Source organism: Pseudomonas sp. KD5, from assembly GCF_012932895.1.
Lineage (GTDB): Bacteria > Pseudomonadota > Gammaproteobacteria > Pseudomonadales > Pseudomonadaceae > Aquipseudomonas.
Genome location: NZ_JDWJ01000019.1, coordinates 77,793 through 95,043, shown reverse-complemented (window position 1 = coordinate 95,043; position 17,251 = coordinate 77,793). Strand labels below are relative to the sequence as shown.

Annotated in this window: 10 protein-coding genes; 5 read left to right on the top strand and 5 right to left on the bottom strand. The window is 59.1% G+C overall.

Translation table 11 applies throughout. The features are described 5' to 3' along the window. From AF70_RS28635 to AF70_RS28620, 4 genes are all read left to right on the top strand, one after another. A partial coding sequence (locus tag AF70_RS28635; protein WP_178119837.1) for an RHS repeat domain-containing protein occupies window positions 1–1,398 on the top strand: 1,398 nt, incomplete at its 5' end. 2 nt (window positions 1,399–1,400) lie between these two features. After that, window positions 1,401–1,757 (top strand): hypothetical protein, encoded by a 357-nt coding sequence (locus tag AF70_RS28630; protein WP_028940182.1) that lies wholly within the window; start codon window positions 1,401–1,403, stop codon window positions 1,755–1,757. Between the two features lie 407 nt (window positions 1,758–2,164). Next, window positions 2,165–2,488 (top strand): hypothetical protein, encoded by a 324-nt coding sequence (locus tag AF70_RS28625; protein ID WP_018928568.1) that lies wholly within the window; start codon window positions 2,165–2,167, stop codon window positions 2,486–2,488. Window positions 2,489–2,811: 323 nt separating this feature from the next. Further along, window positions 2,812–3,651: a 23S rRNA (adenine(2030)-N(6))-methyltransferase RlmJ gene (locus AF70_RS28620; protein WP_018928567.1), complete on the top strand. Its 840-nt coding sequence runs from the start codon at window positions 2,812–2,814 to the stop codon at window positions 3,649–3,651. A gap of 113 nt (window positions 3,652–3,764) precedes the next feature. Here the strand turns inward: AF70_RS28620 and msrA are convergent, their stop codons facing one another. The 5 genes from msrA to aceE all read right to left on the bottom strand — a co-directional run bounded on the left by msrA (window position 3,765) and on the right by aceE (window position 13,869). Continuing rightward, window positions 3,765–4,412, bottom strand: a complete 648-nt coding sequence (msrA, locus tag AF70_RS28615) for a peptide-methionine (S)-S-oxide reductase MsrA (protein ID WP_018928566.1) — start codon at window positions 4,410–4,412, stop codon at window positions 3,765–3,767. A 68-nt stretch (window positions 4,413–4,480) separates the two neighbouring features. Next, window positions 4,481–7,174: a bifunctional diguanylate cyclase/phosphodiesterase gene (locus tag AF70_RS28610; RefSeq protein ID WP_028940181.1), complete on the bottom strand. Its 2,694-nt coding sequence runs from the start codon at window positions 7,172–7,174 to the stop codon at window positions 4,481–4,483. A gap of 235 nt (window positions 7,175–7,409) precedes the next feature. Continuing rightward, the gene (locus AF70_RS28605; RefSeq protein WP_028940180.1) at window positions 7,410–8,804 is read right to left on the bottom strand and encodes an alkaline phosphatase D family protein; all 1,395 of its coding nucleotides are present in this window, start codon (window positions 8,802–8,804) and stop codon (window positions 7,410–7,412) included. A gap of 449 nt (window positions 8,805–9,253) precedes the next feature. Next, window positions 9,254–11,212 (bottom strand): dihydrolipoyllysine-residue acetyltransferase, encoded by a 1,959-nt coding sequence (aceF, locus tag AF70_RS28600; protein ID WP_028940179.1) that lies wholly within the window; start codon window positions 11,210–11,212, stop codon window positions 9,254–9,256. Window positions 11,213–11,223: 11 nt separating this feature from the next. Next, entirely contained in the window at window positions 11,224–13,869 is a 2,646-nt protein-coding gene (gene aceE / locus AF70_RS28595) for a pyruvate dehydrogenase (acetyl-transferring), homodimeric type (protein ID WP_019582157.1), read from the bottom strand. A gap of 383 nt (window positions 13,870–14,252) precedes the next feature. On the opposite strand from aceE, the gene glnE reads away from it, so the two are divergent. Then, window positions 14,253–17,192, top strand: a complete 2,940-nt coding sequence (gene glnE, locus AF70_RS28590; protein WP_028940178.1) for a bifunctional [glutamate--ammonia ligase]-adenylyl-L-tyrosine phosphorylase/[glutamate--ammonia-ligase] adenylyltransferase — start codon at window positions 14,253–14,255, stop codon at window positions 17,190–17,192. Window positions 17,193–17,251 lie beyond the last annotated feature (59 nt).

Genomic DNA, 17,251 nt, shown 5'->3' with positions numbered 1-17,251 from the left:
AACCTGGCGACCATCGCCGACAGCCGTCACGGCCAGCGCAGCTACTACTACGACGCACTCAACCGCCTGACCCGCGTCCGCCACACCCGCGACGATCCACCGGAAACCTTCGCCCACGATCCGGCCGGCAACTTGCTGATGCAGGATCGTCCTGGCCCGGCGACCGTCAAAGGCAATCGCCTGTTGATGCAAGGCGACCGCCATTACGACTACGACGCCTTCGGCAACCTGATCCGCGAACGCCGCGGCACCGGGCAGAAACTGGTCACCGAATACCGCTACGACTGCCAGCATCGGCTGGTCGGCGTCACATTGCCGGATGGAAGTTGCGCGAGTTATCGCTACGACGCTTTTGGCCGTCGCATCGCCAAAACCGTCGACGGCAACACCACCGAGTTCTTCTGGCAGGGCGACCAAGTGGTCGCTGAAAGCAGCAAAGAGCACTACCGCAGCTACGTCTACGAGCCGGGCAGCTTCCGCCCGTTGGCCATGCTCGACGGCAAAGGCCCGAAAAAGGCCTGCCCGTTCTACTACCAACTCGACCACCTCGGCACGCCGCAGGAACTGACGGATTTTGGTGGCGAGATTGTCTGGTCGGCGAAGTACAACGCCTACGGCAAAGTCACGCACCTGGCATTCGGTGGAGGCGAGCAGCTCGACCAGCCGCTGCGTTTTCAGGGGCAGTACTTTGATGCCGAGAGTGGTCTGCACTACAACCGGCATCGGTACTATGATCCGGAGGTTGGTCGGTATCTGACGCCGGATCCGATCAAGCTGGCGGGTGGGCTGAACCAGTATCAGTACACGCCGAACCCGACGGGCTGGGTTGATCCGTTGGGGTTAAGCGGGAATTGTCCGCCACCGAATAAGCCAGGGTGTGGGGCGCCGGATGATACGACTGGCGCTAAGGTTGATGAAGGTGAGCCGCCGCTGCCGAAGCTGACAGGTGATCAGCGGAGGGCGCGGATTGATGAGCTGGCGGAGTCGAATGCTTATCGGCGTTTATATGAGATGGAACAGGCCACAGAAGGTGCTCATTTTCTAGAGAAGCATGGCAAGCAGACCAGCTTGGAGTCTCAACGTCAGCGGGTGATGACGGGAAGGAACCCCACAACTGGCGTTATTGAAAGGTACACACGCGGAAGGAAGGCTGGTCAGCCCAAAATCCCTAGTGCCGCAACACGTTTTATTAGCTATAGAGATCAGTTGAACGCTATTCATCGTGCTCAGCTAATATTCAGGCGAAATGGTCACGCGGCATCTAAGGAGCCAATGAATATGGGTAAGAAAATTGGTGAAGGATACAAGCGGGACGGATTGGAGTATGGGGAGCAAACAGATGCGGTTGCCATATTGAATGGAGCTGGTGCTCCAATAACTACTTATGCGGATTTTTGAAAATGAAGCGTCCCCCAAAGCTTTCAATTTTGCGCGGCCTGCTTTTTCTATTTGATATCGACAATGTTGATAGCGATGAAAGAGAAGAGGTCATAGTATCTAAGGATGTTAATAATGAGGGGGAGCTCGCTGAGCTGTTCGACATACTTATGAGGCCTGAGTTCGTTTCCTATAGTGCTAGTGATCGCGAGTGGTATATCGATACGTTAACTTATTATTTGGGAGTTGGTGAGAGCTTTGATTCGATCTTCGATAAGATAACTACTTACTTTGATGATGAGGTTGAGGATCGGCGGAAATTTATGCAGGTTCTTTTGGAGTGTTTGTTGCGATATCAAGCTGAAATTGTAAAGCTCTAATGTTGGGTCTTGTTGATATAAATCTTAGGCGAACGTTATTGGGTTGATAATCTGTCATGCTTTTGGCGGAATTTCTGGGCAAGGTCGTCGGAAGTTTCCTTCAACTCGTATCGGTTTCCATGAACTGGTGCGAAATGATTTCCATCGATAGTCTTTGGTGGTCACTGAAAATTCAGTGGCGGGGTGTAGGAACCCTTCGAAACCGTTAGAGCTATATTGGCGTCGATGCTTGGTTTGCGGCCGTTAACGTGCGTCCGTATGATCAGTTGCGGCGGCTATGCGCGGGCACGCTTCGGCGTGGTCGAGTTTTGCTCTAAGGGTCTCGATATTCCTACCCCGTGCATAGCTGCCACCCTAGCCTGTAGGAAGGCCTAAGGCAGCTCCATTTCTTCCTTGGAGCAATTCAAATGAAAACACTTACACCCGATCCACCCTACGAAAAACCAATCCCCCATCCCGCCAACCGTTTCATGGCCCTAACCGGCAACTGCACCGACATGCCCACGCTATTCGTCGATACCCACGCGCCGCTGGATATCTTGACCGACACTGCCAGCTATCGAATTCGCGCGGTCACTCAGGTGCTGGAAAACATGTCCATGCGCGGTTCGGTCGAGTGTGAATCCTTCATCCTTAGTGATTTTGCTTTGCTCTGTGCCATTTCATTGCGCGATGGCTGCGATGTGCTGGATGTGGTGGGGCGGCGGTTGCGGGCTCGGCCTTCGGAATAACGTCGAGTGGCTTTTGTGGCGAGGGAGCTTGCTCCCGTTGGGCTGCGTAGCAGTCCCAAAACCTGCAATCCCGTTTTGTCAGCTGTACCGAGTGGCTTGGTTTGGCGACTGCTTCGCAGTCGAGCGGGAGCAAGCTCCCTCGCCACAGGTTATGGGGTGGTCTGGATATTTTGGGGCTGCTTTGCAGCCCAACGGGGGCAAGCCCCCTCGCCACAGGGTTTATGGATTGGCGCGGTATTGGGGTTGTACTTGCCCGCTCAGCCGCGAACCCCTGACGTTCTGCCCCGTACAAGGTAAACTTCCCGGCCTTCGCAGGAGCAGCCATGAATTATCGTCACGCCTTCCATGCCGGCAATCACGCCGATGTGTTCAAACACCTGACTTTGACCCGCCTCATCGCCTTGATGTCGCGCAAGGAGCAGCCGTTTGCCTATCTCGACACTCACGCCGGCATTGGTCTGTATGACCTTCAGGGCGATCAGGCCAGCCGTACCGGTGAGTACCTGGAAGGCATCGCGCGGTTGTGGGATCAGCCGGATTTGCCGGCGCTGACCGCCGATTACATGAAGGTGTTGCACGAGATGAACCCGGATGGCCAGTTGCGCTATTACCCGGGGTCGCCGGAGTTGGCGCGGCGTTTGACCCGGCCTCAGGATCGCGTGTTGCTGAACGAGAAGCACCCGGAAGACGGTGTGTTGCTCAAGGACAACATGAAGGGCGATCGTCGGGTGAAGGTTCACCTGGGTGAAGGCTGGCATGTGCCGCGTGCGTTGCTGCCGGTGCCGGAGAAGCGGGCGGTGATGTTGATCGATCCGCCATTTGAGCAGCTCGATGAGATGCAGCGTTGTGCGGCGTCGTTGAAAGAGGCGATTGGCCGGATGCGCCAAACGGTGGCGGCGATCTGGTATCCGGTGAAGGATCAGCGGGCGTTGCGGCGCTTCTATCAGGATCTGGCCGGAACGGGTGCGCCTAAGTTGCTGCGGGTGGAGTTGCTGGTGCATCCGCTGGATACGCCGAACAGCTTGAACGGTTCGGGGTTGGCGATTGCCAATCCGCCGTGGGGGCTGGAGGAAGAGTTGCGTGAGTTGCTGCCGTGGTTGTCCAAGAAGTTGGGGCAGACCCAGGGTGGTTGGCAGATGGATTGGTTGATCGCCGAGAGCTGATCAGTTGCATGTGTGGCGTCTAATCGGACGCCTTCGCGGGCAAGCCTCGCTCCTGCAGGTCGGTGTGACCGTAGGAGCGAGGCTTGCCCGCGATGCTTTTCAGGGGCCGAAATTTAGATCGGGCACGTCACGCCAGTACCGCCAATCCCGCAATACCCCTCAGGATTCTTGGCCAGGTACTGCTGGTGATACGCCTCGGCGTAGTAGAACGTCGGGGCTTCGTCGATTTCAGTGGTAATGATGCCTTTGCCAGCCTTGGTCAGTTCCGCCTGGAACACTTTCGCGCTGTTCTTCGCCGCTTCCAGTTGTTCCGGTTTGGTGCAGTAGATCACCGAGCGGTACTGGGTGCCGATGTCGTTGCCCTGGCGCATGCCCTGGGTCGGGTTGTGCAGTTCCCAGAACATTTTCAGCAGCTGTTCATAGCTGACTTTTTCCGGCTCATACACCACGAGCACCACTTCGGTGTGCCCGGTCAGGCCCGAGCAGACTTCTTCGTAGGTCGGGTTCGGCGTGAAGCCGCCGGCGTAACCGACCGAGGTGCTGAACACGCCTTCGCGCTGCCAGAATTTGCGTTCCGCGCCCCAGAAGCAACCCAGGCCGAAGATTGCGAATTCTACGTTGCCCGGAAACGGACCCAGCAGCGGGTTGCCGTTGACGAAGTGTTTCTCCGGAACCTTGATCGGGGTTTCGCGGCCAGGCAGAGCTTGTTCTTTAGTCGGGAGCACGTTTTTGTTCACCAGAATTTCCGAGCGCAGAACCATGATCAGTCCTCTCAGTCAGGTTGAGATGTAAATACAGACTGCCAGTTTGCCCGAGTGTTACGTCGCTGTCAGGCGATTGGGCCGCGCGGGTAGCGTTTGAGCTTTTCGATCAGCTCGGAGCCCGGGATCGGTCGGTCGAACAGGTAGCCCTGGCCGACGTCGCAGCGGTGGCGGCGCAGGAAGGCCAGTTGCTCGGCAGTCTCGATGCCTTCAGCCACGACCTTGAGTTTCAGGTTGTGGGCCATGGCGATCACGGCGGAGGTGATTTCCATGTCGTCCTGGTTGTCCGGGATTTCGTGGATGAAGCTTCGATCGATCTTGATGATGTCGATCGGGAATTTTTTCAAGTAGCTGAGCGACGAGTAACCGGTGCCGAAGTCGTCCATCGCCAGGGTCAGGCCCAGACGCTTGAGCTGATCGAGCTGCAAGTGCGTGTCTTCGGTGGCTTCCAGCAGCAGGCCTTCGGTCAGCTCCAGCTCCAGCAGGTTCGCCGGCAGCGCTTCTTCCTTGAGGATGTTGGCGATGGACGCCACCAGGTCCGGGTCGGAGAACTGCTTGGGCGACAGGTTGATCGCCACTTGCAGGTTGCCCAGGCCGGCGGCGGTCAGGTCTTTGCTCATGCGGCAGGCCTGGCGGGCGATCCATTTGCCGATCGGGATGATCAGTCCGGTTTCTTCGGCCACGCTGATGAACTGGTCCGGGCGGATCATGCCTTTTTCCGGATGGTTCCAGCGCAACAGCGCTTCCATGCCCAGCAAGCGACCGCTGCGCAGGCACAGCTTGGGCTGGTAGAACACGTCCAGCTCGTTCTGGGTCAGGGCGCGGCGCAGGTTGTTTTCGACGAACAGTTTGTAGCTGGCCTCGGCATTCAGTGCTTCGGTGAACACCTGCACCTGGTGTTTACCGTTGGCCTTGGCCTTGTGCAGCGCCAGGCCGGCGTTGCGCATCAGCGTCTGTGGGTCGCGACCGTGCAGCGGCGCGCAGGCCAGGCCCACGGAGCCGGTGACGCTGATCAACTGGTTGTCGACGAACATCGGTTTGTCGAGGGTTGCCAGCAATTGATTGGCAACCTGCTGGCCCGCCGAGAGGTCAGTGTCGTCCAGCAGTACCGCGAATTCGTTACTGGCAAAACGCGCCAGACTGCCGCTCGAACTCAGGCTGTTGCGCAGGCGTCGGGCCAGGCTGATCAGCAGTTTGTCGCCGGTCTGGTGGCCGAGGCTGTCGTTGATCCGTTTGAAGTTGTCGATGTCCACCAGCAGCAGGCTGATGGGTGTATCGCTGTCTCGGGCGAAGCGCTCATCGAGGTTGCGGATGAACGCCGGGCGGTTGCCGAGGTTGGTCAGGTTATCGGTGTAAGCCAGGCGCTCGATGCGTTGCTGGGCGAGCTTGGTCTGGGTGATGTCTTCGTAGATGCCGATGTAGTGCGTCAGCTCACGGTTGTCGCCGTAGACCTTGGAAATCGACAACTGGCCCCAGTAGGGTTCGAGGTTTTTACGCCGGCTCTTGAACTCGCCCTGCCAGCTGTTGCTCTTGGCCAGCGCCGACGGAGCGTCGAACAGCAGTTCGCTGAGGTTTTCCAGCGCTGGCAGTTCCGACAGCCGCTGGCCGTGGACTTCCTCGGTGGTGTACTGGGTAATCGCGGTGAAGCTTGGGTTGACGTACTCCACTACGCCGTCGCAATTGACCAGCAGAAAGGCGTTGGCGCTTTGCTCCACTGCACGCTGGAACAGGTGCAGGGCGCTGGTGGCGGTGCGGCGGTTGTGGTTGTTGATGACTTGGGCGAATTGATCCGCCAGTTCGCCGGCAAAGGCGATTTCGTCCGACTGCCAGGCGCGGGTCGCCCCGATCTGTTCCAGGCAGAGCACGCCGACCACCTGGCCATCGACGCGGATGCTGGCGTCGAGCATGGCGTTGACGTCGCGCGGGCGCAGGTGCTCGGCGATTTCCCGGGTGCGTGGGTCACGCATGGCGTTGTGGGCGTCGATGGCGCGGCCGGTGTGCAAGGCGTCGAGGTAATCGGGAAAACCACTGGCGTCGATCGGCTCTGGCAGTTGGCGACCCCGGGTGGCGCGGTGATAGGCCGAGATCGGTGTCAGTAGCGAGCCATCGAGGTTCCACAGGCTGGCGCAGTCGATTTCATAGATGTCGCAGGCGCTGCGGGTGATCAGTTCGGCGGCTTCTTGCAGGGAATTGTTGGTGCTATAGCGCTGGCGGGTCAGCAGCAGGATCAGGTCTTGCTGGGCGCGCACTCGGTCCAGGTGCTGCAGTTGTTCCTGCTGGGCACGTTGATTGAGTTCCAGGGCGATTTGCAGGCGTGAGTTCTGGGTTTCCAGATCCAGCGCTGGCAGCAAGGGTTCGCCGTCGAACAGGCCGTCCACCACCATCAGGTAGCCGCGCAGCAGGTGCCGATTGTGTTGTTTGTAGGTTTCGCCCAGTTCCAGCAGGCTCAGAACGCCGGCGGCGGTGTGCAAGGTGTAGCGGATCAGGTAATGCGGGCTTTCGGTGAGTTGCTGCTGGATCGTGTCATGCAGTTGATAGCGCGCTTCGGGCTCCATCAGGCTGGCGTAGGGCGAGCCGACCAGAGCACAAAGCTCCACCGCCGGCAGGCCGAACTGTCGTTCGCAATTGGGATCGAGAAACAGCAGCGCCCAGCTTGGTTCATTCAGCCGTTCGAAACGCAGCATGCCGAGCCGCGAGGGCACAGGCAACTGCGTCACTACCTCGGCCACCATACGGCTGGCGGCATCGGGTTGGCTTTTCATTGAAGGAAACTCGCTTCGAATATGCTGATCGCGCCGGGCTCTCGCCCTCTTTACTGTTGCCTGCGGCAAGGTTGCATCATTGCGACACCGACTGACAAGAGACATGAAGGCCAAGTGCTATAAGAATATGTCGGCAGACGTGGAGAATTCTTCAACGAGGCGCCGAAAGTAATGTTGTGAATCAAGAGATCGCAGCCTTCGGCAGCTCCAATAAGGCTGCGATCTTTTTCAAGGGTCAACGCAATTTGATGCTGATCGACTGCAATGGCTTGCCATCCCGATCGTGATAATTGACGCGAACCTGTTCGGCCTCGACGACCAGATGGGCAAAATTGTCCTGGCTGATCACCTCGCTGGTCAGTTCATGCCGATAATCTCCCTTGGGCGTTCGGGCCAGGGCTTGATCGAGAATGAAGGTCGACACCTTGGCGTACGGCAGCAGTTTGCTGTTGCACAGCGGTGAGGACACGATGGTATGAACTTCAAAATCCGGGGCCTCGCTGTGGGTCAGGCGACTGGTGAGGGAGCCGTGGACATCGCCGGAAATGAACAAGACATTCTTGATACCGCGTGTACGAATCGTCTCCAGCAGCCGTAGGCGTTGCTCCGGGAAGGCTTTCCAGGCGTCATCGCCGTGAAGTTTACGGTCGGGATAGAACATGACGCTGGTGACCACGAATTTGACCCGGGCCGGGCTATTGATCAGCCATTTGAGCAGCGCTTGTTCCTGTTCTTCGTCAAGGATACGCCGGTCGTTGGCCGACAGATTGCGTCGCGTTCGGCTGTCGGTGATAAACCACCCGATATCACCCTCGGAGAACTGATACCAATACTGTTCCAGTCTTTTGCTTACTTGCCCATTGGCCAGCAATTCATGCGTGGGGCTGTGACTGGCTTGATATAACTCATATGCTGCAATGGCATTTTTGTATAAGTAATCATCGGCGTTACTTTTGTTGGCGGGCCAGTTGTCTTCTATTTCATGGTCGTCGAGGATCATGTAAGTCGGCATGCCTGACATTAACTTGGAAATATGAGGCTGGGAAAAGGCTGTGCGGTATTTTTTGAGAATGTCCTTGTATTCCCGGTCGGGGGCCACGAGGTTCAAGTCGTCGACGTAAATCTGATCGCCAGTCATCAGCATGGCGCTGATGGGCGGTTCGGCGCTGTCCGCCAGGCTGTTGATCGAGGCAAAAGTCCGGTCGCCCAACTGTGGGGCCGACGCAATGCCGGCGGTCATTCGCAGGTAACGACACGAGCCGACGACATAGGCCCGTGGCTGGCTGGTTTTGCTGGACTGCGTGCGAAAGCGGTAAATCTCCCGCGGCCATTGCAGCGGCAGTTCCTGAACCGTCTCTACGGTATGCACCGGGTTCATGGGGCTGAACCAGCCTGCCTGGTATTCATAGTCGGTGTCGGTGGCCAGATCATTGAGTGCAATGACATCGGACATGTCGCGCAAGACGGACAGTTTTGCAAATACGCCTTTTGACCAGTATGGCTCACCGGTGCGTCGATAACGGATGCCTGCAAATACCAAGGCATTGTCCTGTAATTCACCGCGCAAAAAAATACGGGCATGGTTAGTTGTGGTGTGGCCGATAATTGGGCCAACAGTTGGTTTGAACATGTTCGAATCCATTCGAAGTAATGCTAACTAAGCAGATTAAGTTATCGAGGTTTCTATTAGAAGTCCCCGAACTAAGCCTAGTTATTGGCTGGAGAAAAATATCGGGCAGAAGTGGACTGGGGTTGTAGGTGGCGTAAGCCTTAGATGTAGGAATAAGGCACGAAGAGGGGCAATCCCGTAGCAGCTGTCGAGCTTGCGAGGCTGCGTAGCAGTCGTCAAACCAGAACTTGCAGTGCATCAGGCTCACCGCGTCAGCCGGATTCACGACTGCTACGCAGCCGAACGCAGCCTCGCTGGGGCTCGACAGCTGCTACATAGGATGCTGAAACGCGGAGGGCTTTCTTCAGGGCAAAAAAAGCCCCGCCAAATCGACGGGGTTGAGGTACGAGCGTGGCGCTCGGAAAACGTGGAACGCGATTGGCCCTCCGCCAGGGGAGGGCCAGTCGGTGTTACAGCAGGATGGTGCGGATGTCCGCCAGCAGGTCGCTCAGACGCTTGGTGAAGCGTGCAGCAGCGGCGCCGTTGATCACACGGTGATCGTAGGACAGCGACAGCGGCAGCATCAGTTTCGGCTGGAAGGCTTTGCCGTCCCAGACTGGCTGGATGGTTGCCTTGGAAACACCGAGGATCGCCACTTCCGGCGCGTTGACGATCGGCGTGAAGCCGGTGCCGCCAATGTGGCCGAGGCTGGAAATGGTGAAGCAGGCGCCTTGCATCTCGTCCGACGAAAGCTTCTTGGTCCGGGCTTTCTCAGCCAGGGAAGCAGCTTCGGCGGCCAGTTGCAGGAGGCTCTTCTGGTCGACGTTCTTGATGACCGGTACCAGCAGGCCATCCGGGGTGTCGACGGCGAAACCGATGTTTACGTATTTCTTGCGGATGATCGCTTTGCCGCTTGGTGCCAGCGAGCTGTTGAAATCCGGCAGTTCCTTGAGCAGGTGCGCGCAGGACTTGAGCAGCAGCGGCAGGATGGTCAGCTTGACGCCGGCCTTCTCTGCAACGGCTTTCTGGGCGTTACGGAACGCTTCCAGCTCGGTGATATCCGCCGAGTCGAATTGCGTCACGTGCGGCACGTTCAACCAGCTGCGGTGCAGGTTGGCAGCGCCGACCTGCATCAGGCGTGTCATCGGCACTTCTTCGATTTCGCCGAAGCGGCTGAAGTCCACGACCGGAATCGGCGGGATGCCCGCGCCGCCGGTTGCACCAGCTGCAGCGGCCGGAGCTTCCTTGGCCTTCTGCATCATGGCCTTGACGTAAACCTGAACGTCTTCCTTCAGGATGCGACCGTGCGGACCGCTGGCGCCGACAGCGCTCAGCTCGACGCCAAACTCGCGGGCCAGTTGACGCACGGCAGGGCCGGCGTGAACTTTCGCGCCAGGCTTGGCAGGAGCAGCAGCCGGGGCAGCAGCAGGAGCGGCGGCAGCCGGAGCAGCAGCGGCAGGCGCTGGAGCACTCGGCGCAGCAGCGGCAGCCGGAGCCGGGGCTGCAGCAGGTGCCGCGCCTTTGACTTTCAGCTTCAGGATCAGGTCGCCGGTACCGACTTCGTCATCCAGCTTGATGGAAATGCTTTCCACCACGCCAGCGGCAGGCGATGGGATTTCCATGCTCGCCTTGTCGGATTCCAGGGTGATCAGCGACTGGTCGGCGGCAACAGTGTCGCCAGCCTTGACCAGTACTTCGATGATCTTGGCCTTGCCAGCCGAACCGATGTCCGGGACGTGAATGTCCTGAACGCTGTCGGCAACCGGTGCAGCCGGAGCCGCGGCGGCTGGCGCCGGAGCAGCGGCAGCAGGCGCAGCAGCCTGGGCAGGAGCGGCAGCAGCAGGGGCCGCAGCACCCGCCACTTCCAGATCCAGAATCAGATCGCCCGTGCCGACTTCGTCGTTGAGCTTGACGCTGATGGCCTTGACCACGCCAGCGGCGGGCGAAGGGATTTCCATGCTGGCCTTGTCGGATTCCAGGGTGATCAGCGACTGATCAGCCTCGACGGTGTCGCCGACCTTGACCTGGATCTCGATGATCTGGGCCTTGCCCGACGAACCGATGTCCGGCACGTGCACTTGCTGGATGCTGGCAGCAGTCGGCGCGGCAGCAGGCGCCGCCGGCGCAGGTGCGGCAGCCGGTTTGGCTTCAGCTTTGGCAGCTGGCGCAGCAGCCGCAGGGGCTGGCGCAACGGCACCTTCGACTTCCAGTTCCAGCAGTTCGTCGCCTTCTTTCAGGCGATCGCCCAGCTTCACTTTCAGGCTCTTGATAATGCCGGCCTTAGGCGCAGGCACTTCCATGCTCGCCTTGTCCGATTCCAGCGTCAGGATGCTCTGATCGGCTTCGATACGGTCGCCGACCTTCACAAACAGTTCAATTACTTCACCTTCACCGCTGCCGATGTCAGGTACGCGAATGAGTTCGCTCACAGAGTGTCTCCTCAGCAGTCCAGTGGGTTGCGTTTTTCCGGGTTGATGCCGAACTTGGCGATGGCTTCAGCCACCACTTTAGGTTCGATGTCACCACGGTCAGCCAAGGCTTCCAGGGCTGCCAACACCACGAAATGACGGTCTACTTCGAAGAAGTGACGCAGCTTCTTGCGGCTGTCACTGCGGCCGAAACCATCGGTGCCCAGGACTTTGAATTCCTTGGACGGGACCCACTGACGAATTTGTTCAGCGAACAGCTTCATGTAGTCGGTAGAGGCAATGACCGGACCTTTACGGCCGTTCAGGCACTCTTCGACGTAGCTCAGCTTAGGCTTCTGGCCAGGGTGCAGACGGTTAGTGCGTTCAACGGCCAGGCCATCGCGACGCAGTTCGTTGAAGCTGGTAACGCTCCATACGTCGGCGCCGACGTTGAACTCTTCACGCAGGATCTTCGCCGCTTCACGGACTTCACGCAGGATGGTGCCGGAGCCCATCAGCTGAACGTGGTGCGCCGCTTCGCGGGTGTCTTCCTCGAGCAGGTACATGCCTTTCTTGATGCCTTCTTCGGCACCGGCCGGCATGGCTGGCTGCTGGTAGGACTCGTTCATTACGGTGATGTAGTAGAAGACGTCCTGTTGCTCTTCGGTCATCTTCTTCATGCCGTCCTGAATGATCACCGCCAGCTCGTAGCCGTAGGTTGGATCGTAGGTGCGGCAGTTCGGGATGGTCGCGGCCAGCAGGTGGCTGTGACCGTCTTCGTGTTGCAGGCCTTCACCGTTCAGGGTGGTACGGCCGGCGGTGCCGCCGATCAGGAAACCACGGGTACGGCTGTCGCCAGCGGCCCAGGCCAGGTCGCCAATACGCTGGAAGCCGAACATCGAGTAGAAGATGTAGAACGGCAGCATCGGCTGGTTGTGGCTGGAGTACGAAGTACCGGCAGCGATGAAGGAGCTCATGGCGCCCGCTTCGTTGATGCCTTCTTCGAGGATCTGGCCCTTCTGGTCTTCCTTGTAGAACATCACCTGGTCTTTATCGACTGGCTCGTAGAGCTGGCCGACGGAGGAGTAGATGCCCAACTGACGGAACATGCCTTCCATACCAAAGGTACGGGCTTCGTCCGGGATGATCGGTACGATGCGCGGGCCGATTTCCTTGTCTTTGACCAGTTGCGCGAGGATCCGCACGAAGGCCATGGTGGTGGAAATTTCACGGTCGCCCGAGCCGTCCAGGATCGCCTTGAGGGTGTCCAGTGGAGGGGTAGGGATGTTGAAGCTTTTGGCGCGACGCTGAGGAACGAAACCGCCCAGTGCGGTACGGCGTTCGGCCAGGTAGCGGGCTTCGGCGCTGCCTTCTTCCGGTTTGAAGAACGGCAGGTTCTCCAACTCTTCGTCCTTGACCGGAATGTCGAAACGATCGCGGAACAACTTCAGGCTGTCGACATCGACTTTCTTGGTGTTGTGCGCAGTGTTTTTCGCTTCGCCAGCACCGGTGCCATAACCTTTGATGGTCTTGGCCAGGATGACAGTCGGTTGTTCCTTGTGGTTGACCGCTTCGTGGTATGCCGCGTAGACCTTGTACGGGTCGTGACCGCCACGGTTGAGCTTCCAGATCTCGTCGTCGGACAGATCGGCAACCATCGCCTTGAGTTCTGGCGAGTTGAAGAAGTGTTCACGCACGAACGCGCCGTCTTTGGCTTTGTAGTTCTGGTACTCGCCGTCGATGACTTCGTCCATGCGGCGTTGCAGGATGCCGTCGACGTCCTTGGCCAGCAGTGGGTCCCAGAAGCGGCCCCAGATGACTTTGGTCACGTTCCACTGAGCACCGCGGAACACGCCTTCGAGTTCCTGGATGATCTTGCCGTTGCCGCGAACCGGGCCGTCGAGGCGCTGCAGGTTGCAGTTGATGACGAAGATCAGGTTGTCCAGCTTTTCGCGGCCGGCCAGGGAGATCGCACCCAGGGATTCCGGTTCGTCGCACTCGCCGTCGCCCAGGAAGCACCAGACTTTCTGTTTGCCTGGCTGGATGAAACCACGGTGTTCCAGGTACTTCATGAAGCGTGCCTGGTAGATCGCCTGGATCGGGCCCAGACCCATGGATACGGTCGGGAACTGCCAGAAGTCAGGCATCAGCCAAGGGTGAGGGTAGGACGACAGGCCCTGACCGTCGACTTCCTGGCGGAAGTTGTTCATCTGGTCTTCGGTGATGCGGCCTTCCATGAACGCACGGGCGTAAACGCCTGGCGAGGTGTGGCCCTGGAAGTAGATCAGGTCGCCGCCGTGTTCGTCGGTCGGGGCCTGGAAGAAATAGTTGAAGCCGATGTCGTACAGGGTCGCGCTGGAGGCGAAGCTGGAGATGTGACCGCCCAGGTCAGAATCTTTCAGGTTCGTGCGCATCACCATGGCCATCGCGTTCCAGCGTACCAGCGAGCGAATGCGGCGTTCCATGAACAGGTCGCCAGGCATGCGTGCTTCGTGGGTAACGGGAATGGTGTTGCGGTATGGCGTGGTGATGGCGTAAGGCAATTGCGAACCGCTACGGGTTGCGAGTTCGCCCATACGGGTCATCAGATAGTGAGCACGGTCTTCGCCTTCTTTGTCGAGAACCGATTCCAGGGCGTCCAGCCATTCCTGGGTTTCGACGGGATCGAGGTCTTGCATGGCTTGCTCCAGGGCGGAAAGGCTTCCAGAATCGGTTGCCTGAGTTTGCGACTGGCCTTGTGGGCAGACGATATAAATTCTTGGATTGCCGATAGGTTGTTCCGGCGGCGTGTAGTTTTACTACAAATCTTCGGGCATTTCAGCCTTTCGAATGTATAGACGAGTAGTAAAACTACAGATGATTGGCTTGTGGCCTCCGGCTGCGTTGTGAGAATAATCGTTAAGGTTGGTCTTTTGCCAATCGAAAAAGGTGGAAGCTTGATGATCGCTGCCAAAAATAAAGAAATTTCAGCTATTTCTAACCTTTGTTCGACACTCAGTCGCGTAGCGTGTTTTCACGAATCACTACATGCAGCCCTTCACACGCCGATCAAGGATAGACCATGAGCCTCCCTTCGCTTGCCGAACTGCCCGATGGGCTCCTGCCGTTAGTCACCCGCGCCGAGCAGTCGTTTCGTACGACGGTCGGGGTCCTTCCCGATGACCATGGCCTGTCTGCCTGGACGCCTGAGCGCTGGGCGCAATTTGCCCGCGTCGCCGCTGCCAGCGATTTTGTGATTGAACAGAGTCTGCGTGACCCTTTGATGTTGCTGGAACTGGTGCAGTCCGGCGAACTGGACCGTGCCTTGGCGCCGGGCGAGTTGTGCGCACAGATCGCCACGGCGGTGAGCGCCGCCGAAACCGACGACCAGCTAGGCCGTGCCCTGCGCCGCCAGCGTAATCGTCACCAGGTGCGGATCATCTGGCGCGACCTGACTCGCCAGGCCGATCTGGTGCAGACCTGTCGCGACCTCTCGGACATGGCCGATGCCAGCATCGATCAGGCCTATCAGTGGTTGTACTCGCGGCATTGCCAGCAGTTCGGTGTGCCCACCGGGCGGCGCAGCGGCGAGCCGCAGCAGATGGTCATCCTCGGCATGGGCAAGCTCGGCGCGGTGGAGCTGAACCTGTCGTCGGACATCGATCTGATCTTTGCCTACCCCGAGGGCGGCGAAACAGTCGGCGTGAAACGTTCGCTGGATAACCAGGAGTTTTTCATTCGCCTCGGCCAGCGTCTGATCAAGGCGCTGGACCCGATGACTGTCGACGGTTTCGTGTTCCGCGTCGACATGCGCCTGCGGCCTTATGGTTCGTCCGGCGCTCTGGTGCTGAGCTTCAATGCGCTGGAACAGTATTACCAGGATCAGGGCCGTGACTGGGAACGCTACGCGATGATCAAGGCGCGGGTGGTGGCTGGCGATCAAGTGGCTGGCGCCCAGTTGCTCGAGATGCTGCGGCCGTTCGTTTACCGGCGTTACCTGGACTTCTCGGCCATCGAAGCGCTGCGCACCATGAAGCAGTTGATCCAGCAGGAAGTCCGGCGCAAGGGTATGGCCGACAACATCAAGCTTGGCTCCGGCGGCATCCGTGAAGTCGAGTTTATCGCCCAGGCCTTCCAGCTGATTCACGGTGGTCGCGACCTGAGCCTGCAGCAGCGTCCTCTATTAAAAGTACTGAGCACCCTGGAGGGGCAGGGCTATCTGCCGCCGGCGGTGGTCAGCGAACTGCGCCAAGGCTACGAATTCCTGCGTTACACCGAGCACGCGATTCAGGCGATTGCCGACCGCCAGACCCAGATGTTGCCGGACGGCCCGCAGGATCAGGCGCGCATTGCCTTCATGCTCGGGTTTGCCAACTGGACGGCATTCCACGAACAACTGATGTACTGGCGTGGCCGGGTGGCCTGGCACTTTGGTCAGGTGATTGCCGATCCCGATGAAGAGCAGGGCACCGAGAGCGAAGTGGTGGTCGGCGGGGAATGGCTGCCGCTGTGGGAAGAAGCCCAGGACGAAGAAGCCGCGTGCCGCCAGCTCGAAGAGGGCGGTTTCGCCGATGCCGCCAAGGCGCTGAAAGCATTGGCCAGTCTGCGCAGCAGTCCGCAATTGCGTGCCATGCAGCGCCTGGGGCGGGAACGCCTCGATGCTTTTATACCGCGCTTGCTGGCCCAGGCCGTGGAGCACGCCAATCCCGATCTGGTGCTGGAGCGCGTGCTGCCACTGGTTGAAGCGGTGGCGCGGCGTTCCGCCTATCTGGTGCTGCTGACCGAAAACCCCGGTGCGCTGCGCCGTCTGCTGACACTGTGCGCGGCGAGCCCGTGGATTGCCGAACAGATCACGCGCTTCCCGTTGCTGCTCGACGAATTGCTCAACGAAGGCCGGCTGTTCAAGCCGCCGCTGGCGCCGGAGCTGGCGGCCGAGTTGCGCGAGCGTCTGACGCGGATTCCCGAAGACGACCTCGAACAACAAATGGAAGCCCTGCGGCATTTCAAACTGGCGCACCGCTTGCGTGTCGCTGCTTCGGAAATTGCCGGTAGCCTGCCGTTGATGAAAGTCAGCGATTACCTGACCTGGCTTGCCGAAGCGATCCTCGAACAAGTGCTGGCCCTGGCCTGGCGCCAGACGGTGGCCAAGTACGGTACACCGCTGCGCACCGATGGCAGCGTGTGCGACCCTGGATTCATCATTGTCGGTTACGGGAAAGTCGGCGGCCTGGAATTGGGGCACAGTTCGGACCTGGACCTGGTGTTCATCCATGACGCGGATCCGCAAGCGGAAACCGACGGCCCGAAACCCATCGACGGCGCGCAGTTCTTTACCCGGCTCGGGCAGCGGATCATTCACTTGCTGACGGCTCAGACCAACTCCGGTCAGCTATATGAAGTGGACATGCGCCTGCGGCCGTCCGGTGCTTCCGGTTTGCTGGTGAGTTCATTGGGCGCGTTTGCCCGGTATCAGGAAAACGAGGCCTGGACCTGGGAGCACCAGGCGCTGGTGCGGGCGCGGGTGCTGGTGGGTAGTCAGGATGTCGGCCAGGCGTTCGAGAAGGTTCGCGCGACGGTATTGGCCAAATCGCGGGACCTGTCGACCTTGCGCCAGGAGGTCAGCGAGATGCGCGCCAAGATGCGCGATAACCTCGGCAGCAAGAGCACTGCGGCAGGCACGGCGGCAAATGCCTTCGAGGCCACGGCGCCGTTCGATCTCAAGCAGGACGCTGGAGGTATCGTCGATATTGAATTTATGGTGCAATACGCGGCTCTGGCGTGGTCTGAAACACATCCGTCATTGCTGCGCTACACCGACAATATCCGCATTCTGGAAGGGCTGGAGGAGGAAGGGTTGATACCCGCCGAAGACGCCAGCCTGTTGCGTGAGGCTTATAAAGCCTACCGCTCCGCCGCTCACCGCGAGGCCTTGCAGAAGGATGCCGGTGTGATACCGGGCGACCAGTTCGCGGATGAGCGACGGCAGGTCATGCGGATCTGGCGTGAGCTGGGGTTAAGCTGACATGAGTGTGGCAGGCTTTTGTGGTGAGGGGGCTTGCTGTGGCGAGGGGGCTTGCCCCC